Origin of the sequence: Gemmobacter nectariphilus DSM 15620, from assembly GCF_000429765.1 — a bacterium.
Lineage (GTDB): Bacteria > Pseudomonadota > Alphaproteobacteria > Rhodobacterales > Rhodobacteraceae > Wagnerdoeblera > Wagnerdoeblera nectariphila.
Map to the genome: position 1 here is coordinate 32745 of NZ_AUCM01000016.1, position 24032 is coordinate 56776.

Annotated in this window: 27 protein-coding genes and 1 riboswitch; of the genes, 16 read left to right on the top strand and 11 right to left on the bottom strand. The window is 62.6% G+C overall.

What is annotated here, in order from left to right:
- Positions 1-24: 24 nt before the first annotated feature.
- From repC to G481_RS0115150, 4 genes are all read right to left on the bottom strand, one after another.
- Positions 25-1173, bottom strand: coding sequence for a plasmid replication protein RepC (repC, locus tag G481_RS25510; protein ID WP_084450953.1), 1149 nt, complete (start codon positions 1171-1173; stop codon positions 25-27).
- A 272-nt stretch (positions 1174-1445) separates the two neighbouring features.
- On the bottom strand, positions 1446-2423 hold the full coding sequence (gene repB / locus G481_RS0115140; protein WP_161630529.1) for a plasmid partitioning protein RepB: 978 nt from the start codon (positions 2421-2423) through the stop codon (positions 1446-1448).
- A gap of 16 nt (positions 2424-2439) precedes the next feature.
- Positions 2440-3615, bottom strand: coding sequence for a plasmid partitioning protein RepA (gene repA, locus G481_RS0115145; RefSeq protein ID WP_028030793.1), 1176 nt, complete (start codon positions 3613-3615; stop codon positions 2440-2442).
- A gap of 320 nt (positions 3616-3935) precedes the next feature.
- Entirely contained in the window at positions 3936-4820 is an 885-nt protein-coding gene (locus tag G481_RS0115150; RefSeq protein WP_028030794.1) for a recombinase family protein, read from the bottom strand.
- Positions 4821-5046: 226 nt separating this feature from the next.
- Between G481_RS0115150 and G481_RS0115155 the strand changes: the two genes are divergently transcribed.
- Positions 5047-6117, top strand: coding sequence for a hypothetical protein (locus tag G481_RS0115155; protein ID WP_028030795.1), 1071 nt, complete (start codon positions 5047-5049; stop codon positions 6115-6117).
- A gap of 11 nt (positions 6118-6128) precedes the next feature.
- Here G481_RS0115155 and G481_RS25195 read toward each other — a convergent pair whose 3' ends face one another.
- From G481_RS25195 to G481_RS0115170, 4 genes are all read right to left on the bottom strand, one after another.
- Positions 6129-6866: a CbtA family protein gene (locus G481_RS25195; RefSeq protein ID WP_161630530.1), complete on the bottom strand. Its 738-nt coding sequence runs from the start codon at positions 6864-6866 to the stop codon at positions 6129-6131.
- A gap of 30 nt (positions 6867-6896) precedes the next feature.
- Complete coding sequence (locus G481_RS25515; protein WP_084450957.1) at positions 6897-7073, bottom strand: CbtB domain-containing protein; 177 nt, start codon at positions 7071-7073, stop codon at positions 6897-6899.
- 34 nt (positions 7074-7107) lie between these two features.
- Positions 7108-7324, bottom strand: a riboswitch (cobalamin riboswitch).
- 25 nt (positions 7325-7349) lie between these two features.
- A complete protein-coding gene (cueR, locus tag G481_RS24005; RefSeq protein WP_051294570.1) occupies positions 7350-7811 on the bottom strand; it encodes a Cu(I)-responsive transcriptional regulator in 462 nt (153 codons plus the stop codon).
- Positions 7812-7824: 13 nt separating this feature from the next.
- On the bottom strand, positions 7825-10296 hold the full coding sequence (locus G481_RS0115170; protein ID WP_375155719.1) for a heavy metal translocating P-type ATPase: 2472 nt from the start codon (positions 10294-10296) through the stop codon (positions 7825-7827).
- A gap of 174 nt (positions 10297-10470) precedes the next feature.
- On the opposite strand from G481_RS0115170, the gene G481_RS0115175 reads away from it, so the two are divergent.
- The 3 genes from G481_RS0115175 (at position 10471) to G481_RS0115185 (ending at position 13303) form a co-directional block, all read left to right on the top strand.
- Positions 10471-10659: a heavy-metal-associated domain-containing protein gene (locus G481_RS0115175; RefSeq protein ID WP_028030797.1), complete on the top strand. Its 189-nt coding sequence runs from the start codon at positions 10471-10473 to the stop codon at positions 10657-10659.
- 30 nt (positions 10660-10689) lie between these two features.
- Entirely contained in the window at positions 10690-11106 is a 417-nt protein-coding gene (gene copM, locus G481_RS0115180; protein WP_028030798.1) for a CopM family metallochaperone, read from the top strand.
- Positions 11107-11356: 250 nt separating this feature from the next.
- The gene (locus G481_RS0115185; protein ID WP_035026285.1) at positions 11357-13303 is read left to right on the top strand and encodes a copper-translocating P-type ATPase; all 1947 of its coding nucleotides are present in this window, start codon (positions 11357-11359) and stop codon (positions 13301-13303) included.
- Between the two features lie 8 nt (positions 13304-13311).
- Here the strand turns inward: G481_RS0115185 and G481_RS0115190 are convergent, their stop codons facing one another.
- From G481_RS0115190 to G481_RS0115200, 3 genes are read right to left on the bottom strand one after another with little or no spacing between them, the layout of a single operon-like run.
- Positions 13312-13896, bottom strand: coding sequence for a hypothetical protein (locus G481_RS0115190; protein WP_028030800.1), 585 nt, complete (start codon positions 13894-13896; stop codon positions 13312-13314).
- 4 nt (positions 13897-13900) lie between these two features.
- A complete protein-coding gene (locus G481_RS24010; RefSeq protein WP_161630531.1) occupies positions 13901-14662 on the bottom strand; it encodes a DsbA family protein in 762 nt (253 codons plus the stop codon).
- A gap of 2 nt (positions 14663-14664) precedes the next feature.
- Positions 14665-15228: a L,D-transpeptidase gene (locus tag G481_RS0115200; protein ID WP_028030801.1), complete on the bottom strand. Its 564-nt coding sequence runs from the start codon at positions 15226-15228 to the stop codon at positions 14665-14667.
- Between the two features lie 23 nt (positions 15229-15251).
- Here G481_RS0115200 and G481_RS25980 point away from each other — a divergent pair, with 23 nt between their 5' ends.
- The 12 genes from G481_RS25980 (at position 15252) to G481_RS0115260 (ending at position 24023) form a co-directional block, all read left to right on the top strand.
- On the top strand, positions 15252-15404 hold the full coding sequence (locus G481_RS25980) for a hypothetical protein (RefSeq protein ID WP_154664631.1): 153 nt from the start codon (positions 15252-15254) through the stop codon (positions 15402-15404).
- Positions 15405-15748: 344 nt separating this feature from the next.
- On the top strand, positions 15749-16309 hold the full coding sequence (locus G481_RS0115210) for a L,D-transpeptidase (protein WP_028030802.1): 561 nt from the start codon (positions 15749-15751) through the stop codon (positions 16307-16309).
- Positions 16310-16313: 4 nt separating this feature from the next.
- A complete protein-coding gene (locus G481_RS0115215; protein WP_154664632.1) occupies positions 16314-16688 on the top strand; it encodes a hypothetical protein in 375 nt (124 codons plus the stop codon).
- Between the two features lie 164 nt (positions 16689-16852).
- Positions 16853-17497, top strand: a complete 645-nt coding sequence (locus G481_RS0115220) for a c-type cytochrome (protein WP_028030804.1) — start codon at positions 16853-16855, stop codon at positions 17495-17497.
- Positions 17498-17499: 2 nt separating this feature from the next.
- Complete coding sequence (locus G481_RS24015) at positions 17500-18483, top strand: cytochrome c (protein WP_235933394.1); 984 nt, start codon at positions 17500-17502, stop codon at positions 18481-18483.
- A 1-nt stretch (position 18484) separates the two neighbouring features.
- Positions 18485-18901 (top strand): FixH family protein, encoded by a 417-nt coding sequence (locus G481_RS0115230; RefSeq protein WP_028030805.1) that lies wholly within the window; start codon positions 18485-18487, stop codon positions 18899-18901.
- A complete protein-coding gene (locus G481_RS24020; RefSeq protein WP_051294564.1) occupies positions 18891-19382 on the top strand; it encodes a hypothetical protein in 492 nt (163 codons plus the stop codon). Before G481_RS0115230 ends, G481_RS24020 begins: the two co-directional genes overlap by 11 nt.
- Positions 19383-19432: 50 nt before the next feature.
- Complete coding sequence (locus tag G481_RS24025; RefSeq protein ID WP_229825818.1) at positions 19433-20116, top strand: ferric reductase-like transmembrane domain-containing protein; 684 nt, start codon at positions 19433-19435, stop codon at positions 20114-20116.
- Entirely contained in the window at positions 20109-22061 is a 1953-nt protein-coding gene (gene mrdA, locus G481_RS24030) for a penicillin-binding protein 2 (RefSeq protein WP_035026287.1), read from the top strand. The genes G481_RS24025 and mrdA overlap by 8 nt, the downstream gene beginning before the upstream one ends.
- Before the next feature lie 47 nt (positions 22062-22108).
- Positions 22109-22534, top strand: a complete 426-nt coding sequence (locus G481_RS0115250; RefSeq protein ID WP_232622705.1) for a c-type cytochrome — start codon at positions 22109-22111, stop codon at positions 22532-22534.
- 110 nt (positions 22535-22644) lie between these two features.
- On the top strand, positions 22645-23370 hold the full coding sequence (locus G481_RS0115255; RefSeq protein WP_051294565.1) for a DsbA family protein: 726 nt from the start codon (positions 22645-22647) through the stop codon (positions 23368-23370).
- On the top strand, positions 23367-24023 hold the full coding sequence (locus G481_RS0115260; protein ID WP_028030808.1) for a hypothetical protein: 657 nt from the start codon (positions 23367-23369) through the stop codon (positions 24021-24023). The genes G481_RS0115255 and G481_RS0115260 overlap by 4 nt, the downstream gene beginning before the upstream one ends.
- The last annotated feature ends 9 nt before the right edge of the window (positions 24024-24032 follow it).

The following is a 24032-nucleotide window of genomic DNA, read 5'->3' on the forward strand; positions in this document are numbered from 1 at the left end:
ACCCGGGTATACATCAAGCAATGGTCATACTACGCGCTGACGGGGGCGGCAGGTTGTGAGCGAGCGGAACATACGGACGAAGTCCATGCTTTCACTGGCTGCCCGATTGGTTAGCGCTTGTAGATAGGCCCTCGGTTGCCGGATTCTGTCGAACGCCTCAGTAATACCAAGAATGGCGAGTGCTGAGCCAAGCGCTCCCATCGCATTTCGAGCAGTCTCTACGTCGGTTCTCGCTAGTCCAATCGCCGGAGCAAGGGTGTCGGACAATCGAATGACATCGCCCCAATCCTTTGCAGTTACGGAAGCGAAGGATGCTGCATTCTTGGCCAGGGCAATGCACTCAGACACCGTGATATCGTTGGTTTGTCCGACATCAGTGCTTCTTGGATAGCTGGTTCGATTGGCTGTGCTTACTTTCTCAGGCGCAACTTCAGATTCATAGTTTTCTTTCTTTGACTTCTGAATGTGCCGGTCATTTTGTCTGTCGCTGACGGTCACTGCATCTGCAACGGACGATGTCTCAGCGCCTGTCTGAGGAAGGTTTTCCTGTAGTTCCTGAATGAGACCGGCCAGTTGGTCCGAAGACAATGAACGACGCAGTGAGCGGCACGCAAGGTCGTGCAGTGCGGGCTGAATGGTCGCAGCCCTGTGGTAAAGAATGTCCCTGATCACTGATCGGAGCGCTTTGCACCGAATTTCTTCTCGGGAGCATTCTTCTGCAAGTGCGATGAGGTGATCGCGGATGGCGAACAGCGGCGCGAGGTCGATGCCGTAGGTTAGTTTGGCTTCGGCACACTCATCCTGTACCCGATATCGCTTTCCGTTCGGGCTCGACTTTCGAGCCAGCAATCCGTTTGCCTTCAAATTGGCGAGGCGGCGCCTTAGTGTGCGTTCGTCGATACCGTCACAGCGCTCGATCAACGCCCTGTTGGAGGCAAAGACAACAAGTGAGTTTGGGTCGGCCGACTGGGGCACGAACGACAGAAGGCCTCGCAGAACCGCAACGTCACGGTCTCTCAGACCAAGAGGTTTGCGGCAACGGCGTACCAAATCCAGAAGCGACCAGCGCGCGTCTTCCGCCTTAACCGGCGTCACAGTGCTGCGGTCGTTCAGATATGAGGAATTGGTGCGCCGAACGTGCCGCTGCACGGGCGAAGACATGACATGTTCCATGTTGAATCCGGCGGAACGCTCGGGTCAGCCGAGTGAAGACCTTGCAACCCTGCCTGTCGGTGTCCGTTCTTCTCCAGAAAAAGGATAAAAGATATCAGATCACCGCGAAGCGATGTTGCGTGCGATTCGGGCCTGCGCTAGTCTGCTCGTGCTAGAAGATGAGCATTCTCAGGGTTGGCGCCCTGTGTTTTGCGCGGGCCTTCCGGGTGGTTTCCATTCGGGAGGCCTATCCTTTTCCGACACTGCTCCTCTGTTGTTTTCGTTGCATTCCATCAGTCCTTCTTCTTGGACTGACTGAGAAATTCTTCATGCAGGCGTGAAAAGACGTCATCCGCATTTGCATGCAGCCAAGCCGCGAAACCCCTATGTTGCGCCGATGGCCGGAAGCCCAATGCCCCTTTGGTAAGGGCGACCTCTCCCAGGGCGGACCCATCCTGTGCCATCAGCGTGAAGGGCGTTGTGCCCTTCTCATGGCGTTTCTCCTTAGGGGTATCCGCCTTTGGAAGAGCTTTCACCCAGGCCGCAAATCGCTCGTCTGAGCTGGAACCTTCAGGGAAGGGGGCAGGGTGGACGGAAAGAACGTCGATCTTCTTCTCAAGTACCACAACGGCGAGTTCATACCAGCGTTTCCATCCGATCGAGGGCGCGGCACCGATGCGTTCCAGCACTTGTCTCGGAAATGCCTCGCGCACCTTACGCATGTGCGACGTGTGGCTGCGGTTCACGTTCAGCGCGTCCTGAACCACGCGCGCATCGTAACCCGCCTCCTCCAAGTCGCCCGCAAACAAGGCTTTCTCGATGAAGGACGGGTCCTTGCGAAGGTTGTTTTCCTGGCCCTGCGCCAGGACCGCCTCTTCGTCGGAAAGGGTGCGGATCAGCGCCTTGACCGGCGTTCCCAAGCCACGGATTGCGGCAAGCCTGCGGCGCCCGTAAACCACCTGATACCGACCGCTCAGTTTCGGGTGCGGTCGCAACAGGATCGGAACCTGCTGGCCGTGTTTGGAAATGCTTTCGCGCAGGTCGGCGATGTCGTCGTCTAGCGCTCCGATGCGATCCTTTAACCCGGTGTCTTCAATCAGTTCGGGATCGATGTCCTGCACTGATCGAGCCCCGACACTGCGCAGATCGTTGCGGATGGCTGCGATCGGCCCAGCACTTTGAAACACCTCTGGCATCTTGGCGGTCGGGCGGGGCAGGGGTGCATTTGCATCTTCTTCCGGCCGAGGGACAGGAGTGATGCCTTCGAACATGTTCTTCCTAGCCATCTCAGCCGCGCCCCCATGCTCTGTGGATGTCTTGTTCCAGCTCCCGCGCGACAGCGTTGATCGATTCCATCGCGCGGTCATAAGTGTTGCGGTTCATGCTACCTCGACCGACTTCGAACAGCGTCTGATGTGTAAGGCCTGCGTCCGAGACGGCGGTGGACTTCAGGAACGTCTCGGTCATCACGCGTTTGCCAAAGTTGGCGCGTAGCAATCCGGCAACCTGCGCTTGCGGCCCGTCCGAAGGTTCGAAGCGAGAGACCAGGTAGCGGAGAAAGTCGTATTCCAACGTCATTCCTGCTTCCCTGATCGTATCGAGCAAGGATGAGGTCATGGTCAGAAACTGGGCCAAGGATGCCACGTCGATAAAGTTCGGCACCACTGGAATGATGATCGAAGACGAGGCCACAAGAGCCGAGAGGGTCAAGAACCCAAGCTGCGGGGGGCAATCGATGAACACCAGATCATAGCTGGCTTCAACCGAGAGGATTGCTTCGCGAAGCCGCAGGTAAAAGGGTGGCTCGGAGCCACGGCGAAGGGCGTAGGGGGTCTCGGTCTCGTATTCCGACAGGATCAGGCCACCTGCGGCTATGTCCAGGCCGTGGAAGTAGGTTTTCCGCACCACCTCGCTCATCGGCACAGGGTTCTCATACCGGATGGCATCATAGATCGTGCCTTGATGCGTGAAGTCGATTTCAGGCCGCAAACCGGTCATCGACGAAAGCGAGGCCTGCGGGTCCATGTCGATCACCAGCACCCGGTAGCCGTGCAGGGCATACCATTGGCTGAGATATGCCGCTGTGGTCGTCTTCGCTGACCCGCCCTTGAACGACACGCAAGATATAATCTGCAGCGGCTCTGATCCGACCCGCCCACGTAGATAAAGCGAAGGGTCGCGCGTGGTTCGCGCCAGAGCCAAACGGATCTGCGCAAGGTCGTCGGCCGAGTACAGTTTCCGTCCACGCTCATCGAGCGGGACGTCAGGGATCTTGTCCTCCGCGTGGAGTTTGCGCAGGTGACCAGGCGCGAGCCCAAGAAATTCGGCCGCTTCTGTCGATGAAAAGCTTCTCAAGTACTTCCTGGCGTCAGGCGCAAAATTGCGCTCCAGATGCATCCGGATAGACTCATGCAGTGTGGATGCGTCGCTCTGAAGCTCTGCAAAAACACGCTCTTCGGTCATACTGCCCTCATCTAGATCGTGGTGCGGTTTACCCACACTCACTGTGCCCCTTGGAGCGACATTTTCTTTGTAGCGCAGAAAACCGCAATTCTCGCGATTTTCCGCTACGACAATAAATGCGTCATGTCTGGCAGTGGTGCAAGAAAATTCTACAGCTCGTGGCTGATGCTGACGGATGAGCGGGCGTGTCATCAGCCTTACTGACCGTCATGACATTGAAAAACAAGAACTTCTACCAGATCAAGCAGAGTTCACGCTTGCTAAATGTTGTGGTGCGCCCGCCAGTACTGCCTTCTAAGGATGAGCGCACTTTCGAATCGTCAAAGCAATAGCCCCAGCTTCTCCGCCCGCTCCAGCAGCATTTTCACCGAAGAAGGCTGCCAGCTTGTCCGCCCACGGGGCGTTCGTTCGCGCATCGCTTCCAGTCGGGTGCAGATCGCCTGGAGTGTGACGTCGGGGTCCGCGCCCTTGATAGCGGCGACGATTGCGGGCAGGCGGTCGTCAGTCTCGCGACGGCCGGCGCGGACCAGCACGGTGTCGGGAAGAAAGCCGTCGCGGACATAGGCATTAACGGCGCGGAGCAGACGGCCTTGCGTCCATTGGCGCTCGCGGGGCAGGGGGCCGTTTACGATGCGCACCACGTCTTCCCAAGCCATGTCGGGCCGCAGACGGCGCACATGGGGCACCCAGTCCTGCGCCGTCTCGTTCAGGCGTTCCATGTAGCCGTCCTGCCGTGCCAACCGAACCTTGCGCAGCGCCGCCGGATCCCGAGCGCGCAGGCCCGGATTGCCGCCAACCCGACCCTTGGTTCGTGCGCTGGCCAGCCCCGCCTTGGTGCGTTCGCGGATCAGGGCACGCTCAAACTCGGCGGCGGCGCCCAGGACCTGCAGGGTGAACTTGCCCTGCGGCGAGGACGTGTCGATCGGGTCCATGAGCGAGCGGAAGAAGGCTCCTTTCGCCTCCAGCCGTTCGATCACCTCCAGCAGATGTGAGAGCGACCGCGCCAGACGGTCGATGCGCACGACGACCAGCGTATCGCCCTTGGAGATGCGTTCCAACACGCGGGCCAGAACGGGCCGAGCACGGTTGCCGCCCGAGGCCTGCTCCTCGTGGATCTCTACGCAGCCCGCGGATTTCAGGGCCTGCGACTGGGGCAGGGGGGTCTGATCCTCGGTCGAGACGCGAGCGTAGCCGATCAGGGGCATCAAAACAGGCCGTTTGCAGTTTCACATACCACTAATAAACGACCGTTTGTAAACGGATGCAAGGGCGCTCTCTACGGCCGAGGTCCGCGAAATGCCCTTGGTTTCCTCAAGCTGTGCGCGATCAGAGTGGTCTCGCAGGCAGTCGCGCGCGCGTGCTATGTAAGGAGTGCAGACGCAGTTCGAGAAAACCATTGAGTAAAGTGCAAAATGTACGTATTTTGCACATATGAAGCCGCAAGCATCTGCTCCACATGATAGTTTTGACGAGCCCCTGACCTGGGTAGAAGAGGTCGAGGAGAGATCCGAAGATGATCTGTGGTTCCTGCCCGGTCCGATCGAAGACGAGCCCGACGATCTGCCGCCTAGCCCAAGGGGCGAACCCCGCGAGACTGCGATCCTCGACGACTGGCGCAAAGCCGAGGCGGACAATGCTGCGCGGCTCGCCCGTGTCGCAGGTCGGCTCGGTGGGCTGGACGAGCGGTTGCGGAGGGGGCCTGAGGGCTGGCGCCACAGGCTCGCCCTGATCGAAGCGGCCGACCTAAGCTGGTTCGCGGGCGACCGCATCGGGCCGGATCGACTGGCGCTCTGGATCGCCCTGCGCCTGTCTGGCGTGCAGGACGACAGTGTCGCCCTGGCGCGGGTCGGATGGGCGGTTCGGCGCCTGATAGGGGGGCCAAGGCCGGAGGAGGACCTGGCCACTTTTGTGGATCGTCGTGACCCCGAGAACTTGGCGGATGAGGCGGAGCCCTTTGCGGATCGCGCGGGCGGTTGGCTGGACCTGATGGCGCAAGCTGCCGACCTGCACCCGATCAGCCGTGCCTGCATGGGCTTTCACATTTGGAGTTTGGCGGGTCTCGGGCAGCACGGAGACCGGATGGAAGCGGCTGTCACGGCCGCGCGGATTGCGACCGGAGAGGGCAGGGGAGCGATATTTGCCCCTCTCGCCATGGGCGGGGCAGGCGGGCTGCGCGCCGGTGGCACTGCTGCTGACCGACTGGTGCGATGGCTCGACGGGATGGAGACAGCAAGCCGGACCGCGATGCGGCACCTTGACGACATCGAGGCTTGGTCAGCGCGGTCCGAAACCGAGATGGTCACGCTCTCGGGCAAAACGCCCCCAGCCTTGCGCGCAGTTCTGACCGAATGGCCCCTTGTCTCCGCCCCAATGGCCGAGGCAATCACCGGCGCCAGTCGCGCGGCCGTGCAGCGGAACATGGCCTGGATGCAGGCGCGAGGTTTGATCCGAGAAGTGACCGGGCAGGGAAGATTTCGCATGTGGTGTGCACGCGCAGCCTAGGTTGCCTTCTCTCACCCCGGCTCCGTCAAACCGTCAGCATCGGCCTTCGCGCCTGCTTCTGGCAAAAGCCGCAAGAGTGCGATGGCCAGCACCAGCCAACCGATCAGGTTCACGCTTAGCACGCGCGCCGCATAGAGCGCCGCAAGGTCGGGCGGCACTGCCGGGGCAGAAACGGGTGGCAAGGGCGCTCCGAAAAGGTGGGGTGCCAGGATCAGGGCAAGGCCCGCGAGCCGCCCGGGCCAGGACCGCAACCCCGCAGCAAAGAAAATGCCGGCAGCCGTCATCGCGACAGTCGCAACCCACCAGAGTTGCCGGTCCGCCAGTTCCGCTGCCTCCATTCCGGGCAGTTCGGGCGGAAGGTCGATTGCAGGCGCAAGGGACAGGACGGCAAAGCCGATAAGGCCGAGGGCTGTGGCCGGGATCCTCCCGCCGCCGGGCAGAGCCCGGAACGCGGTCAGGCCGGCTCCGGCCAGCAGGCCAAAGCCCGCCCAGGTGAGGATCAGGGTCAGGACCGTCAAGCCATTGCGCACAAGCAAGTTGTCCGTATTTTCCGCGCCCTGCGCATCATGGCCGGGCGTTTCTAGCGGGTTAGGTGCAGGGTCGGGCTTGTTGCTCTCGATCCCGATCAGAACGAGTTCGCCCGTCTCATACCGTTCAGCCTCGACGATCAGGGGTTGGATGAGAAAGAACTGAAAAACGGCAGCCACGAGGCCCGCGATGGCACCCGCGATTACCCCGCCGGACAGCAAGGTCTTTGTCATGTCGATTATCCAGAAACGTCAGTGGCAGGGAAAACCGGTCGCATGACGTGTGTCATGCGTTGCAGCGTGCAATGCGTCAGGCGAAGCAAAACCAGCGGCAAAGATCAGCACTGCGCCAATAAGCGCGCTGGTCAGGATTGGTCCGAACTGGCTCTTCGATTGCTCCGCTGTGGCGGACAGGATTCTGGTGGACATGAAGGTTCTCCGCCCGTCACACCCGACGGGATTAGGGTTGCGCCATCGCTTGGCCGGTCTCCTGGCTCGCGGATTAACACAGTCCTTCGCCTTCCCGGGCATTGGCCCAGTGGCACGATGAAGGACCGCTACCGCATACAGTCGCGGGGGCGGCTGAGGCCTTGGGCGCCGCAATTGGGTCCGCCCTTCCTCATTCCCGATTGAGTTCCAGGACTCTGCGCCCCTTGAACACCAAACAGTGAGAGCTTTGCGCCGAACCCCCGCGAAGTCAACTGACTACCGGGAGTGAAAATGCTGCACCGGTACTGCTTTGCCGCTCTGCTGTGTCGTGCAATCAGATCCATGCTCCACCCCGTGCCCGAGGTCAGCCAGGATTGGGCAGTCGGGCCGGTGATCGCCGCAGCATGCGTCGGCTAGGTGGCGCAGTGTGTCGATCATGGCCTGCATCTCGCGCACCTTCCGTTCGAGGCCGTCGATCTGGTCCGTCGCAAGGCGTTTCACATCCGCGCTTTGACGGGTCCGGTCGCGCCAGAGTGCCAGAAGCTCTTCGATCTTCTCGACCGAAAAGCCAAGGTCGCGGGACCGACGAATGAACCGCAGCATCTGCACTTCAGTCGGAGAGTAGACGCGGTAGCCTGATCCGGTCCGCCCTGCGGTGGGAATAAGGCGAATAGATTCGTAGTAGCGGATCATTTTGGCCGACACGCCCGAGGCCTTTGCCGCTTCACCAATGTTCATGATCATGCCTCCTTCAATGCACAACTGCGGCCTGGAACCGCCGCAGCCGGAGGGCGTTTCCAAGAACAAAGACCGACGACAAGGCCATCGCGGCGGCAGCGAAGATCGGTGACAGAAGAACGCCGAAGCTCGGCCACAGCACGCCCGCGGCAACAGGGATCAAGGCAGCGTTATAGGCAAAGGCCCAGAAGAGGTTCTGCCGGATGTTGCGCATCACGGCCTTGGACAGCGCGATGGCGTCCGATACCGCCGTCAGGCGACCGGTCATGAGCACGACGTCCGCCGCCTCGATTGCTACGTCGGTCCCCGTTCCGACAGCAAGGCCAACGTCAGCCTCGGCCAGGGCCGGGGCATCATTGATGCCGTCGCCGACATAGGCGAGCTGTCCCAACGCCTTCAGTCGCTTGACTGCGGCGACCTTGCCGTCCGGCAGCACTTCGGCCACGATCTCGTCGATGCCGAGTTGGCGGGCGATGGCGCCTGCGGTGCGGGCGTTGTCGCCAGTGATCATCGCAACTTTCAGCCCCATAGTGTGCAGGGCGCGGATTGCCGTTGGCGTGGTCTCCTTGATCGGGTCCGCGACAGCAAGGATGGCAGCGAGTTTGCCGTCGATGGCGGCATAGAGCGGCGACTTGCCTTCGTCTCCCAATCGAGCGGCAGTATTCCCAAAGGGCGATACGTCAATCCCCAGTCGGGCCATGTAGCGATCAGCGCCGATCTCGATCCGCTGCCCGCCCGCCTGTGCAGTGACGCCGAAGCCGGTAACGGAGTCGAAGGCTGTGACGGCGGGCAGGGACAAACCTTCGTCTTCTGCGGCCTTTACGATGGCGCGGGCGATCGGGTGCTCGGACTTCGCTTCGACGGCTGCCAAGAGTGACAGAACGGCGGCGCGATCGAAACCTGGTGCAAGATCGAGGTCGGTGAGGCTCGGCCTGCCCTCGGTTAGCGTGCCGGTCTTGTCGAGTGCCACGACCTTCACTCCCTGAAGAGACTGGAGCGCCTCGCCCTTGCGGAACAGCACCCCCATTTCGGCCCCGCGCCCGGTGCCCACCATGATCGAGGTCGGCGTGGCGAGGCCCATGGCGCAGGGGCAAGCGATGATCAGCACGGCTACGGCATTGACAAGACCGAAGGTCAACGCGGGGTCGGGGCCGAAGATCAGCCAAACGGCAAAGGTCAGTGCTGCAAGCGCCATCACTACCGGGACGAACCACATCGTGACCTTGTCGACGAGTGCCTGGATCGGCAGCTTGCCGCCCTGTGCCGCCTCGACCATGCGAATGATTTGAGCGAGCATCGTCGCCTCGCCCACCGCGGTGGCGCGGAACGTGAAGGCACCTGTCTGGTTTACAGTCCCGCCGGTTACCCCATTCCCAGCGGTCTTCTCCACCGGCAGCGGCTCGCCCGAAATCATGCTCTCGTCGATCCAGCTTGCGCCAGTCATTACCTCGCCATCGACTGGCACCCGCTCACCGGGACGGACCTCGACGACATCTCCCGGGCGCACCTCGGAAACAGGCACCTCGACCACCCCGCCGCTGCGGATCACCCGGGCTGTCTTGGCCTGTAGGCCGACCAGCCGCTTGATCGCCTCGGACGTGCGTCCTTTGGCGCGCGCTTCGAGGTAGCGACCGAGCAGGATCAGCGTGACGATCACCGCCGCCGCCTCGTAGTAGACATATGTTGTCCCGGCAGGCAGGAGCCCTGGAGCGAAGGTGGCGACCAGCGAATAGCCGTAGGCGGCCGAGGTGCCGACGGCGACCAGGCTGTTCATGTCGGGGGTGAGGCGGGCAAGCGCAGGCAGGCCCTTGCGGAAAAAGCGCAAGCCGGGGCCGAAGAGGACTGCCGAGGTCAGGGCGAACTGCAAATACCAACTGTTCTGCATCCCGATCGTGTTCATTACGGCCATGTGGACCGACATGAACAGGTGCGACCCCATTTCCAGAACGAAGACCGGTAACGAAAGGGCGGCAGCGATTACAACATCTCGCTTCAGCAACGCTTCTTCTGCGGCCTTTTTCGCTGTCGCGCCATCATGCGCAGCCATAGCTGGGGCTGCGGGGCGGGCGTCATATCCCGCGTCTGCTACCGCTCGGGTCAGCGCCGCCACATCGGCCGATCCTCGCACTGTTGCCCGCTCGGTAGCCAGATTGACGGTGGCAGACGCTACCCCCGGCACTGATGCCAACGCCCGTTCGACCCTCGCCACGCAAGAGGCACAGGTCATGCCTTCGATAGCGAGATCGATGGGCTTTGCTGGCACATCGTAGCCCGCATCTTCGACGGCCCTCACCAACGCACCGCGATCGAGCGCCACGCCCGTAACCTCGGCTCGCTCGGTGGCAAGGTTAACTGATGCCGTCGTCACCCCCGGCACAGCTTTCAAAGCCCGTTCGACATGTGCGACGCAGGACGCGCAAGTCATCCCGTCGACGTCGATCGTCATAAGATCGGTATCAATTCGAGACGATTGCTTTGCGAGCATGTTCATCACGGAATTCCTTTCAGGGATGCCTCCGCCGTATGAGATACGGCTTCCCATTATGGTAAGGTCAAGGGGCAACCTGAGATTCGTCATCACGGCTTTGTGGGCTTGACCTTACAACCGTGGGAAGCCCTATCTGATGACGCATGAGGCAAAACCCTGAAGGAGGCACTCATGCAGTTCCATATCGAGAACATGACCTGTGGCGGTTGCGCCAACAGTGTGACGAGGGCGATCCAGTCGGTGGATCCGGCCGCCGACGTCAAGGCGGACCCCAGCACGCAGAAGGTCGAAGTCACGTCCGCAGTTGCGCGTGATCGGCTGGTCGCGGCCCTGACCAAGGTTGGCTACGCCCCTGCCTGAAGCATCCAAAACAATACAGGACATCCGAAAATGAAAAAACGCACAGTAGTGCTCTCCGCAGCAGCCATTGCCGTTGTTGGCGGCCTTGCCATCGCCCAGACCATGGAAGGGATGGACCATTCTAACATGGGCGGAATGGGAGACATGGGCATGATGAGCCACACGTCGCTGATCCCGCCGGAACTCGCCGACAATCCGGCCGCACAGGCCTATGCCGCCGCCATGGATAAGATGATGGCCGACATGATGGTCCCATATACAGGCGATGCGGACGTCGACTTTGTGCGAGGCATGATCCCGCACCACGAAGCCGCAGTCGCCATGGCGCAGATCCAGCTGGAACATGGAACCGACCCTGAAATCCGCAAGCTCGCGGAAGAGGTGATCGCGGCTCAGGAAGCCGAGATTGCCGAGATGAAGGCCTGGCTCGCCGCACGCGGCCTGTAAGGCTCTTCAGTGGCGTGCGGGGTGGCTTGCTCCCGGCCATCCCGCCGCCCGACTGGCAGGGGCTCTTGATCCACCCTGGCAACGTGAAAGGAGCGCAGCTATGTCGGATGCACACCGGAACAAGCATCATCAGCATGGACATGGGATCGCAGCGGGCTCTGGGCCCGCCGACGTTCAGTCGGGCGCTTCGGCAGCCACTGATGAGAGACCTGCAACTGCACATGCAGGACACCATGCCGGGCATGGCGACATGGTCGCCGACTATCAGCGCAGGTTCTGGGTCTCGCTGGTACTCACGATCCCTGTTCTGATCCTTTCGCCCATGGTGCGCGACTTTGCGGGGCAGGGGATGACGCCGCTGTTTACCGCCGAGGAGTGGGTCGCACTTGCCCTGTCCTCCATCATCTACTTCTGGGGCGGTTGGCCTTTCCTTACTGGCGCGCTTCCGGAGATCCGGACGGGCCGTCCTGGGATGATGACGCTGGTCGCACTGGCGATCTCGACCGCGTATTTCTATTCCGCCGCCGTCACGCTGGGCCTGCCTGGTGGTGAGCCGTTCTATTGGGAACTGGCCACGCTGGTGACCATCATGCTGCTGGGTCACTGGCTGGAAATGCGGTCGGTTCTCGGTGCATCGCGGGCGCTGGAGGAACTGGTGCGCCTCTTGCCCGACACCGCGCTGCGGGTGACGGCCGATGGCGGCACCGAGGAGGTGGCGGTGGCGGCGCTGATCGCCGGCGACCGGGTGGTGATCCGCCCGGGCGCGAAGGTGCCAGTGGACGGCGTGATCACCGACGGCGTCTCGTCGTTCAATGAGGCGATGCTGACGGGCGAGTCGAAGCCCGTGACGCGCACGGCCGGCGAGACCGTTATCGGCGGGGCGGTCAACGGCGAGGGCGCGGTCACCATCGAGGTCAAGGCAACTGGGGAGGCGACCTACCTTTCGCAGGTCATCGCCATGGTAAAGGCCGCGCAGAACAGCCGGTCGCGCACCCAGGACCTTGCCACCCGCGCGGCCACAGTTCTGACCTGGGTCGCCATCACCGTCGGCCTGGGTTCGTTCGTCTGGTGGATCTGGGCGGGCGAAAGCGTCACCTTCGCACTGGAGCGGATGGTGACGGTGATGGTCATTGCCTGCCCCCACGCGCTTGGCCTTGCCGTGCCGCTGGTGGTGGCAGTCTCGACGTCGCTGGCGGCCAAAAACGGCCTCCTGATCCGCGACCGCGCAGCCTTTGAGCGGGCGCGCGACCTGAACGCTGTGGTGTTCGACAAGACAGGTACACTGACCGAGGGGCGGTTCGGGGTCAGCGATATCGTCATGCTCGACGGTGGCGATGCAGCAGTGGCGCTGCGCATGGCAGCTTCGGTCGAAAGCCAGTCGCAGCACCCGATCGCGCAAGGCATCGTGGCCGATGCCAAGGCCAGGGGGATCGACTTTCCCGCCCCGGAGGGGCTGCACAGCATTACTGGCGCCGGCGTCACCGCTCGGGTGGACGGAGAGGACGTGGCCATCGTCAGCCCCGGCCACCTGCGTCGGCAGAACACCCCTGTGACAGATCCGCGCCTTGCGGCACTGGAGGAGGCGGGCAAGACAGTTGTTGTCCTTGTGAGGGGCGGCAAGCCGCAAGCACTCTTCGCGTTGGCCGACATCGTGCGGTCGGAATCTCGCGATGTTGTGGCGCGCCTCAAAGCCAGGGGTGTGCAGTCGATCATGATGACGGGTGATGCGGAAGGCGTAGCCCGGTCGGTCGCAACCGAGCTGGGGCTGGACGAATACTTCGCTCAGGTCCTGCCCGATCAGAAGGCGGCCCGGGTCAAGGAATTGCGTGCCCGGGGACTGAAGGTTGCTATGGTCGGTGACGGTGTCAACGACGCCCCGGCGTTGGTCGAGGCCGATCTTGGCATCGCCATCGGCGCGGGCACGGATGTGGCGGTAGAATCAGCCGATGTCGTACTCGTCCGCTCCGACCCGCGTGATGTCGAGGCCATTCTCGGCCTGTCGCGGGCCACCTACAACAAGATGGTGCAGAACCTGATCTGGGCCACAGGATACAATGCGTTTGCAATTCCGATGGCCGCGGGGATCACATTCGGCACAGGATTCCTGATGACGCCGGCCGTCGGGGCCGTGTTCATGTCGGCGTCCACCATAATCGTCGCCATCAACGCCCAGCTTTTGCGGCGCTATCGGGGCTGACGCTCCGGTCACATGCCATGCAGCCCGTGCAGGCTGCCGGTGAGCAGGACCGGCGCCAGCAGGGGCGCCGCAACGGCAAGGACCAGTGCACGGTCGCGCCATCTTTCCAGACGCCAGCAAAGAAAGCTGGTCAGCCCCACGACCAGCGCAACTTCGAACATCCCGAAGGCCTCGCCGTAGAACTGCGGATTCCAATAGCTGACCGGACTGCGGAAAACCCAGTCCGAGACAGGCCAGAGCTGGCGGCGGGTATCATCGTGATGTGTCAGAAAGTCCGCAAGGGCATGCAGAAGACCGGCGCCCGCGAAGGCGCGCAGGATCAGCTGTCTGCGCCAGAGTGCCAACCCGAGCAGACTTCCCCAGACGAAAAAGCTGTGGTCCACGGCGAAGACAGCCTGCCAGCTCTCCGAAAAGAACAGTGTGCTGAAGACCTCATGTTCCGGAATGCCCGAAACGCGGGTTGAGCAAAGGACCATTGCAAACATCGGAAGGTCCGGAGCGAGCCCACCTGCGAGCGCGGCCACCAGGGTTGCGACGCAGAGGGGTCGTGCGAAGATTGCAGCCCCGAGCAGCATGTGGGACGGCGTGTTCATCGGGTCAGCAAACTGGCGCTGCCTGGGCAGCCTCGTCTTCCACAATCTGGCGAAGGAGCGCGTAAGGGATTGCGCCATTCAGGACGGTCCGCCCGATTACAAGACCTGGCGTGCCGATGAAGCCAAAGATATCGGCGAGCGCTCGTGTTCGGTTCATCTCTTCCTGCACCTCTGCAGATGCCATGTCTTTGGTCAGCCGATCGACATCGAGGCCGATATCCGCCGCCACCCTGAGGACTGAGGCTTCTTCGGCGACCAGAGGTGTTCGCATGAACCGACGCCGAAGTTCTGGTTGTTTGCCTTGCTTCGCGGCAGCGACCGACGCCCGCGCTGCAAGCTCGGAAGCGGGTCCGAAGATCGGAAGTTCATGCTGAACCAGCCAGAAGGAAGCAGGATGATCGGCCATCAGCGTGTCGAGGTCTCGCTCCAGCGCCCGGCAGTAGGGACAGCGGAACTCGCTGAAATAGGCAATGGGAATGACCCCCTCAGAACCGCTGTTGCCAAAGAGGGCAAGGCAGGGGTCAGCACGTACCGCTTCGGCACGCGCGCGGCGCTGGTCTGCATCCTGAGGCGGCGCATCGAGTCCGACAAGGGCCAGCGGTGTTCCGGAGGTCTGGCCAACCCCGTCAAGTCGGCGAAACGGCGGCAGATCCGCAATGTCGGCATAGCGCGGCCCGCGGCCCGGGAGCCGGTCCCAGGGAAGGGCACGCAGACCATAGATAAGGGCAACGATCCCGCCGAAGACGAGAAGGTCGCGGCGCCTCACGTTCACATCACAGTCACCGGTGTTCCAACCGGCACCTGTTCGTAGAGCTGGATCACATGCTCGTTCAGCATCCGGATACAACCGTTCGAGACGGACTGACCGATTGACCACGGCTCGGTCGTGCCATGGATACGATAGTAGGTATCGCGCCCTTCCCGGTAAAGGTAGAGCGCGCGCGCCCCAAGGGGGTTGTTCGGCCCGCCGGGGACACCATCGGCGAACTGGGCATAACGGTCAGGATTGCGGCGGATCATGTCGTTCGTCGGACGCCAGGACGGCCATTCGGCTTTGCGCTCGATGATCGCGGACCCCCTGAAGGCAAGCCCGGCCTTGCCGACACCGACTCCGTAGCGGATCGCCCGCTCGGTATCGAAGACGTGGTACAGAAAGAAGCTTCGCGGGAACACGAGGATCTGTCCGGGCGCGTGCTGCTCGCGGACGCGCACCTCGCGGGGCTGGAATTCGTCGGCCAGCACAAACGGCTCTGCGGTATGGGCCCGAAGGATGGTGGGCGAGGACAGCGCTGCAAGCGCGGCCCCGCCAATGAGGAAGCGTCGGGAAATCATGCTATCTCCTGAGAGGAACGAAAATGACCGGGTTCGTTCAGAAGACGTATCGCGGCGGCGGCGTGTGGGGGGCCAAACTGCGGCTGGAGCCCATGACCGGCGTGATCTCGAAATGCGACGATCCGGCCACCGACATCAGAGTGACGGGCACTGGCTCACCGGGGAAAACAAGCTGACATGTTCCGTGTCCTGACCCCTCACCGCAGAAAGCATCTGGTATCAGGGGTTGGGCGTGAAGTGCGTCAGCATGTACTCCGTGCGGTGATCGTTCTGAGTGCGCCAGTCCAAAAAGGGTGGCGAGAAGGAGGAAACTGCACAGGAGGGCCATCATCAACCGCATGGCTGGAGCATAGCCCTCTCACCTAAGTGCCGACTGATCACATCTAGGTGAAGCACCAAATTCCTTCCAGGATTGGCGAAAACGCAACGCATTCACCTGTTTGTGACCCGGCCGCGATGCAAAGCCGTTTGACCTTCCCACGTTGGAAGGAAGCAAACCTTGCTCAAAAAGGAGCAGAACATGCGATTCACTCGACGGCTTTTTGTTGCCGGAGCACTTGCCGCGCCTTTCGTGACCGGTCGCGCCGCCAGCGCGTCGGAAGACACGCCTGGCCCGGTCCGTAACAACATCTCGGCTTTTCGCACCCATGAGTGGCAGGATCACTTCGATGCTCTGGGCGTCGGGATCATCATCTCTGACACGACGGCCAAGGTCCTCCAGCACTGGACGAGCGACGGTCAAATGTACCTCTACCCGACCTCGGTCCCGCTGTCGGACGAGCTGACCCGCCGGGGCTATACCGAGGTCGTCGAGAAACGGGTGAACCCGAGTTGGGCCCCGACACCGTCGATGCGGGAAAGGAACCCGGAATGGCCGGCCTTCGTGCCTGGCGGCGACCCGACCAACCCGCTCGGCACCCGCGCCCTTTACCTGTCGTGGCAATACTACCGCATCCATGGTACACACGACACGCGCAAGATCGGTCGCCGCTCGTCGAACGGCTGCATCGGGCTCTACAACGAACATATCGAGGAAGTTTTCGACCGGACGCCGGTCGGGACGCAAGTGAAGCTGATCTAGCAAGATGAAACCTTCGTCGACCTCACCGAACCCACTCAAGAACCTGTTTTCGCGCGGGTCGTTTCGGTTCGTGTCGATGTGGCTTCTGTCCGTGGTGCTGACGCTTGGCTTGGTCCTCGGACAGACCGCAGAGGCGGGCCCGGTCGAGGATCATCATCCCGGCACGTCGGTCGAGGTCGCGGGCAACGCCGGGCAAGAGACCGCGCCGGCACCTGCTTGCCACCCGGGCCTCGCCTGTTCTGTTTTCGTCGTGCCCGAGGGGCCGGTCACAGCATTGTCCCTTTCAATCGTGATCACTCTGCGACCGGACCTGACGCAGTCGCAACGCCGCTTCGGCGGCCCGTCTGTGACCCTGCCTCCCCCCCGAACCCGGATCTGACAGTCAGGCCGGACGTGCGTCTGACGGTTCGATAGGCTCTCCGCAGCTCTGTCGACAGTTCAATCTCTGTAAGCCTGACACCAGACAGTTGCGCAAGCCGCGCGACCCGCCGGAGGCGGGACGCGGGATCGGTCAACAACAAGAAACCAAGGGCAGTCAGGCAGATGAAACTACAATGGACAGGCGCTTTGGCGCTTACCGCTTCCGCAGTCGCGGCAGTGGCGCTGGCACATAACGGGGCGACGGGTGTCGTCCTGGAACGGATGAACGGTATGACGGCGATGCGGGACACGGTGGCGGAGCTGGCGCCGATGATGCAAGGCACGATCCCCTACGACACATTTATCGTGTCGGAGGGTGCGAGCGTCATCGCTGGTCACGCGGGCGAGACGATGCTGTCGCTGTTCCCGGAAGGCAGCCTCGAAGGGGTGACCTACGCCAGGCCGGAGATCTGGTCCGACTGGCAGGACTTCGCAGCACTTGCCGAGGAATTGAAGACCTACGCTGACGCGCTCGCCGTGGCAGCCCCGAACGGTCTTGACCCGGCGCTGCCGCCGCCCGGAGATATGGCCGGGATGGATCACTCGGCGATGGCCATGACCCCGGCACCACAGGTAGATGAGGGCTTCACGATAGCGGAGTTGATGGGCTACGGCGAAAGGACCCAAGAGGTCCTGGTTGCGCGTGGCACATCGGACCCGGCGACGCTGGCGTTCGATCTGACGACGCTGGCCGCTGACGACCTCTTCACCCGGATCAGCGCCACCTGTTCGTCCTGCCATTCGCAGTACCGCGCGGGCCGGAACTGACCATGCGGGGTCTGATCCGCGCTTCCGTCATTTTCCCGGCCGTGGCGGCGAGCCTCGGGGCCGGTGTTCTGGCGCTATGGCCCATAGGCGCGCCGGAGCCGGCCGCGTTCCCGCCCGGGGATGCAGAACGCGGCGCCTATCTGGCCCGTGCCAGCGGCTGTGTGTCCTGTCACACCAACGCGGCTGCCAAGGGACTGGCGCTCGCCGGAGGTGCGCCTCTCGACACGCCCTTTGGCACTTTCGTGCCCCCGAACATCACCCCGCACACCACCGCCGGGATCGGTGCCTGGACCATCCAGGATTTCGCCAGGGCTGTTCGACAAGGCATCTCGCCGGAGGGCGACCCCTACTATCCGGTGTTCACATATTCTTTCTATGCAGGCTTCACGGATCAGGAGATCGCCGACCTGTGGGAAGCGTTCCGCACCGTTCCGCCGGTTGCGGATGCTGCCCCGGCGCATGATGTCGGGTTTCCGTTCAGCTTTCGCTCGGGGCTGAAGCTCTGGCGCGCTGCCTACCTCGACGCGCCGGAGACGGATGCGCTGATGGGCACATCATCGCCCTGGAACCGCGGGCGTTTGCTCGTCGAAGGGGCGGCGCATTGTGCAGCCTGTCATACCGGCCGAACGCTTGCGGGCGGCCTGGACGCTTCCGCCCGGTTCGCCGGAAACGACAGCCTTCCCGGCGGCAGCAAGGCACCGTCGATCCTGACAGCCGACCTTCTGGAAGGCGGCTGGACGGTCGCGAACCTCGCCTATGCGCTCCAGTCGGGGCTGCTGCCCAATGGGGATGCTTTCGGCGGCAGCATGGCCGAGGTCGTGGCTGAGGGCACCTCGTACCTCACCGACGCCGACCGCGAGGCAATCGCGACCTACCTGCTCGACCCCGACGGCAGCGGGGACATCCCGGAACCCGCGCCTCCTGCCACGGAGACCCCGATGGCGGGGATGGACCACTCGCAAATGGAGATGGGCAATGAGAACTAGAGTGCTCGCAGTGGCGCTTGCTCTGTGCGTCTTTGCCCTTGTTGCCGCGTTCATCTGGGCAACGGTGCGCACACTCGATCCGCGAGACACCGTTGCGGATCAGAGCGTGCCGACAGCCGAAGTGTCGGAAGTCCTTCCGGATGGTCGGATCGACGTCCAGGTCTATGCGCTCGGAAACCGGGATGTCCGCCTCGAGATCCAGTTCACACCGGATGCCGATGCCATCGAATCTGCTGCCATGAGGCCGGACGTGAACTTCGCGATGTTGGAGATGCATATGGACGACTTTGATCCGCCGCTTCAGTTAGTCGAGGCCGGGGTCTGGCGAGCAAATCTCAAGTTGCCAATGGCTGGACGTTGGGTGGTCAGTGTTGGCTTTGGCGAGGATCGTGCAGAGGTTGAATTTGATGCACAGTGACGGAGCGACACAACAGGCAAAGCAGGACGACACCCTGCGCAGGGGGCTTCGCGGCACCGCCGTCGGTGTCGCGCTGTTCGCCGTCCTCGGGACGGTGACCGCAGTGTGGGCGAACCCCCTCTTTGTCCGCATGACCCCGGTCGGCCCGTGGGAGTTCGGGGCCACCGTCCTGACGGCACTCTTGGCTGGAGTGACAGTCGCGCTCTGGGTTCCCAGATGCAGACTGCGGACGTCCGGGGCAGGCGGTCTTGCGAGTTTCCTCGGGATTGCCTGTCCGACCTGCAACAAGATCCTGATGCTGATCTTCGGCGGACCGGCGTTGCTTGCTTGGTTCGACCCGGTAAGGCCCTGGCTCGCCGCGGCCGGGGTCATCATCATGAGCATGGCGGCGCTCAGGACGTGGCGTGCGTTTCGCGATGACAGGGCAGGTGCCGCCGTCGTCGTCAGCAGCGAAAATCCTCCCATGGGAGGGCTAAAGTGAATACTTCAACAGGTTCGCTTTCTGGGATGCGCCGACTTGTGCGGAAGGTGATGGTCCGACACGCGCTTGTGGCCATGGTCGCGACGGGTCTCTTGATCGGCTTTGCTTCGGTTCATGCGGAATGGAGCCCGATGCACCGCTGGAACCGCGCGTTCGGTGATGCCTCGCTCGTCTTGATTGCCCTGTCGATGGGTTTAGGGCCGCTGACACGCTTCCTGCGGGTGGCGGTTCCGCTTCTGCCCTTCCGCCGAGAGATGGGCATTTACGGCTGCCTTCTAGTACTTGTGCATGCATCAATCATCCTCGTCGGCTGGGTCCAATGGGATCTGATGCGGCTCTTAGGGTTCGAATGGCATCCCGAACTTCTGGCCTATGTCATGTACCAGCATGGCTTCGGTCTCGCCAATGCCATCGGCATCGCTGCGCTGGTCCTCGCGGCACTGCTGGCGGCAACCTCCAGCGATTTCGCGATGCGCCGTCTTGGCGTCTCGGGATGGAAGTTCCTGCAGATGGGTGTTCTGCCGATGTGGTGGCTGACCGTGGTCCATGTTGCCTATTTCCTGTTCATGCATTTCCTGAGCTTCCACCGGGCGACACCAGAGCCGAACCCCCTGCAGTACTGGTTCGTCGGGCTGGTTGTGATCGTCCTTGGGCTCCGCACCGGGGCCTACCTGCGTACGATTCGCGCCAAGGCTGCTCTTGAGCCGCAAAGAGAGCAGGGAAGCCATGCGTAGATCGGAACGTGACCTCGTGCAGGCGGCGAAAAAGACAACCCGCCGGGCACTGATCGTTGGTGGTGCGATGACGTCAGTGGTGGGCGTCCTTGGTGTCCGGATGTGGCAACTGAGCGTCCGTGATGCCGAGCAATACTACCTGCTGGCCGAGGAAAACCGGATCAGCCTGCGGCTGGTGCGACCGGACAGGGGGCGCATCCTTGATCGGGCTGGAAAAATCGTTGCGGACAATGAGCAGGCATATCGCATCACGCTGGTGAAGGAAGAAGCCCGCGATGTCGACGACGTTCTGGAAAAGCTGCAGGTGCTGCTCGGCCTGGACGCAGAGACTGTCTCCAAGGTCAAGGAGCAGATCGACCGTGTTCGAGCCTTCGTGCCGGTAACGGTGAAAGACCGCGTCACGTGGGAAGAATTGTCGATCGTGGCACTGAACTCACCTGTCCTTCCCGGTGTGCAGCCCGAGATGGTCCTGTCGCGCGTCTATCCTTTCGGGCCGGATTTCGCGCATCAGGTCGGTTATGTCGGGCCAGTCAGCGACAGCGATCTGGAAAACGAAGCGGCTGACAATGAGCCGTTGCTCCGCCTGCCCGATTTTGAAGTAGGCAAGACAGGAGTTGAACGAAGCCACGAACGCACCTTGCGCGGCTTGCCAGGCACGCGCCGCGTCGAGGTCAACGTGTCCGGCCGCACAATGCGCGAACTCGCTCTCGATCCGGCCACCCCGGGCCCGGACATGCAGATCACGCTCGACCACCACTTGCAGAACTTCATGCGCGTCCGGCTGGAAGGCCAAAGCGCGGCCGCGATCGTGATGGATGTGACGAACGGCGATCTGCTCGGCTGCACGTCCGCCCCCTCGTTTGATCCGAACCTTTTCGTGCGTGGGATTTCCAGCCGAGACTACAATGCGCTCCGAGACAGCGAGTATCGGCCGCTCGCCGACAAGTCGGTGCAGGGCGCGTATCCACCTGGATCGACGATCAAGATGTCGAATGCGCTGGCCGCGCTGGAAACCGGGCTGATGGACCCGGAAGAGACTGTCGCCTGCAATGGCTATGTCGAGATCTCCGGCCGAAGGTTCCACTGCTGGAAGCGCGGTGGTCATGGCCGAGTGAACATGGTCGGCGCGCTGCGCGAGTCTTGCGACGTCTACTTCTACGAGGTCGCGCAGCGCATCGGCATTGACGGCATCTTCGCGATGAACGACCGGCTGGGGCTTGGCCAGAAGTACGACCTTCCGCTGTCCGGCATGGCGCACGGCAACAATCCATCGCGTGCTTGGAAGCAGGAACGGTACGGGCAGGACTGGCTGATCGGGGACACCATCAATGCCTCGATTGGGCAAGGCTTCACGCTCGCCTCGCCGATCCAGCTTGCCACCATGACGGCGCGACTGGCTTCGGGGACCGCCGTGTTGCCCCGACTGGTGCGACCGCGTACCGGGCAGGACCAGGATACGGCTGCTCCGGCCCCGCTCGGTCTGTCGGCCGATGCACTGGCCATTGTGCGACAGGGCATGTTCGAGGTCTCGAACCACGAGCGCGGGACGGCCTATTCCTCGCGGATCGCCGATCCGACATTGGCGATGGCCGGCAAGACGGGAACGAGCCAGGTCTTCTCGATCACCGCTGCCGAGCGGGCGGCAGGCGTCCGCTCGCAGGACGAGCTGCCGTGGAACCGGCGCGATCACGCGCTGTTCGTGGCCTTTGCACCCTTTGACGCGCCCCGCTTTGCTGTCACGATCGTGGTGGAACACGGCGGTGGCGGGTCAACGGCAGCGGCGCCAATTGCGCGCGACATCATGCTGTTTGCACAGCATGGCGGCCTGCCGCCTGAGGACGCCTATCCGGCATCGCAGAGGGCGCGCATACGGGAGGACCTCGCCCTGCTGTCCGAACGCATCCTGCCGCCGGACGGCATCACCGCCACGGTGAGCCGGACATGATGCACCGTCTCAGAAGGGTGTCCTGCCGAAGCTTTCTTGGGGTCGCCATGACCGCAGTCGCCCTAGTTCTTCCGCCGGTTCCCGCGCGAGCGTTCTTCCATGATGCGCCCGACATCGAAGACGGGCGAGTCATTTACGCGGCCAAGTGCGCGTCCTGTCACGGTGCCAACCTGGAAGGGCAGCCGGACTGGCAGTCGGCGAGGGAGGACGGCACCTATCCCGCGCCGCCCCACGACGAGACGGGCCACACCTGGCACCATGGGGACGCGATGCTGCGGGACTACATCCGTCGCGGCGGGCAGGCGGTGCTGGACGATATGGGGGTCGACTTCACCTCCGGCATGCCCGGGTTTGGCGGTGAGCTGACCGAGGACGACATCGAGGCCGTCCTCGCTTATATCCGGTCGACCTGGCCCGACCGCATTCGTGCCGCACAGGCTGAACGCAGCCAGATGGAAGCAGGTTCGCCTTGAAGCCGCAAGTAAGGCCACCGACCTCCCAATTCCCGCTTGCCTCTCCAGGGACTAGAGGGTGCAGACCGCCTGAAACTCAAAATCTTCATCCGTCACACAAGGCTCTTCCCATGCGCGTCACGTCAATCCTGTTTGCTATCACGCTCGTTTTCGCTCCCGGCCTCACCCTGGCGCAGGAGATTACGGAAGATCGGATCAAGGAACTGGTCGCCGAAACCTTGCGCGAGAACCCGGAGCTTGTGCTCGAGGCTCTCCAGACGCTGGAGGCGCGCCAGGCAGAGGCCCAAGCTGCCGCCGTTGCCGCGACCCTGGCCGACGAGCGCGCCCTGCTGGAGCGCGACCCCAACGCTCCGGTCCTCGGCAACCCGGAAGGCGACGTGACGGTGGTGGAGTTCTTCGATTACAACTGTCCCTATTGCAAACGCGCGATGCCTGAAATCGACGCCCTGCTGGCCGAGGACGGAAACATCCGTCTTGTTCTGAGAGAATGGCCAATCCTCAGCGAAGGATCAGCGATCGCGGCGCGGACCGCTTTGGCTGCACGGAAGCAGAACAAGTATGCTGAACTGCACAATGCACTGATGGGTGCGCGGGCGAAGTTGGACGAGCAGTCGGTGCTGCGGATCGCGGGCGAGGTCGGACTCGATGTCGAGCAGCTCAAGGTCGACATGCAATCGCCCGAAGTCGAGGAACATATCGCCACGTCGCTACGTCTGGCCGAGGCTCTCGGCTTCAACGGCACACCGTCATTCGTGGTGGGTGATCAACTGATTCCGGGCTTTGTTGAGAAGGCTCAGCTTGCCGAGGTGGTAGCCGCCGCGCGGGCCGCCGAATGAGTATCCGTCTTACGCGTCTTTTCGGTTTCCGACTTCAGCGGCCTTTCACGATCACCGAGACGGTCTTGGGCCGGATCAGGCATTCCGTCGTGGCAGCCACTTTGTGGATCGCCTTGACAGGGATTGCTTCGGCGCATTCATTCACCGTCGGCCTTCTGGTCGTCGGCGAGGACGTTGACGCAAGTCTGGCAGAAGCGGTGCGCGGTTTCCTCCTAGCGGCCGACGAACGGGACGGGCACGCCAACGAAACATCGGACGGACATCTCGGTGGGGTTGATGTGCAACTGCTGCCGCTGCCACGAGATGCGGCGGGGCTGGTCGAAGGACTGTTCGGTACGCCCGACGAGCCGACCGATGTCGTCATTGTCATTGGCGCCGAACCCGCGGCCAGCGACGCCGCGCGCGCGTATGCCTCGGCAAGCACGGTCTTGCGGCAGTTCGTACTGCCGGATGGGTGGGACAGCGCAGACGGAACCGACGGTTTTGTGTCGCGTTACCGGCTCGCCTATGGCGCAGCGCCCGGCGTAATGGCGGGGACGGCCTATCATTCGGCTCGCAGGCTCGACGCCGCAGTCAGACCGTTGGACGGTGTGGTACCCAAGGAAGCACTGCTAAACGCCTGGAGGTCAACCGAATCCGGTCTGTCCTGGTGACCCGGGAAC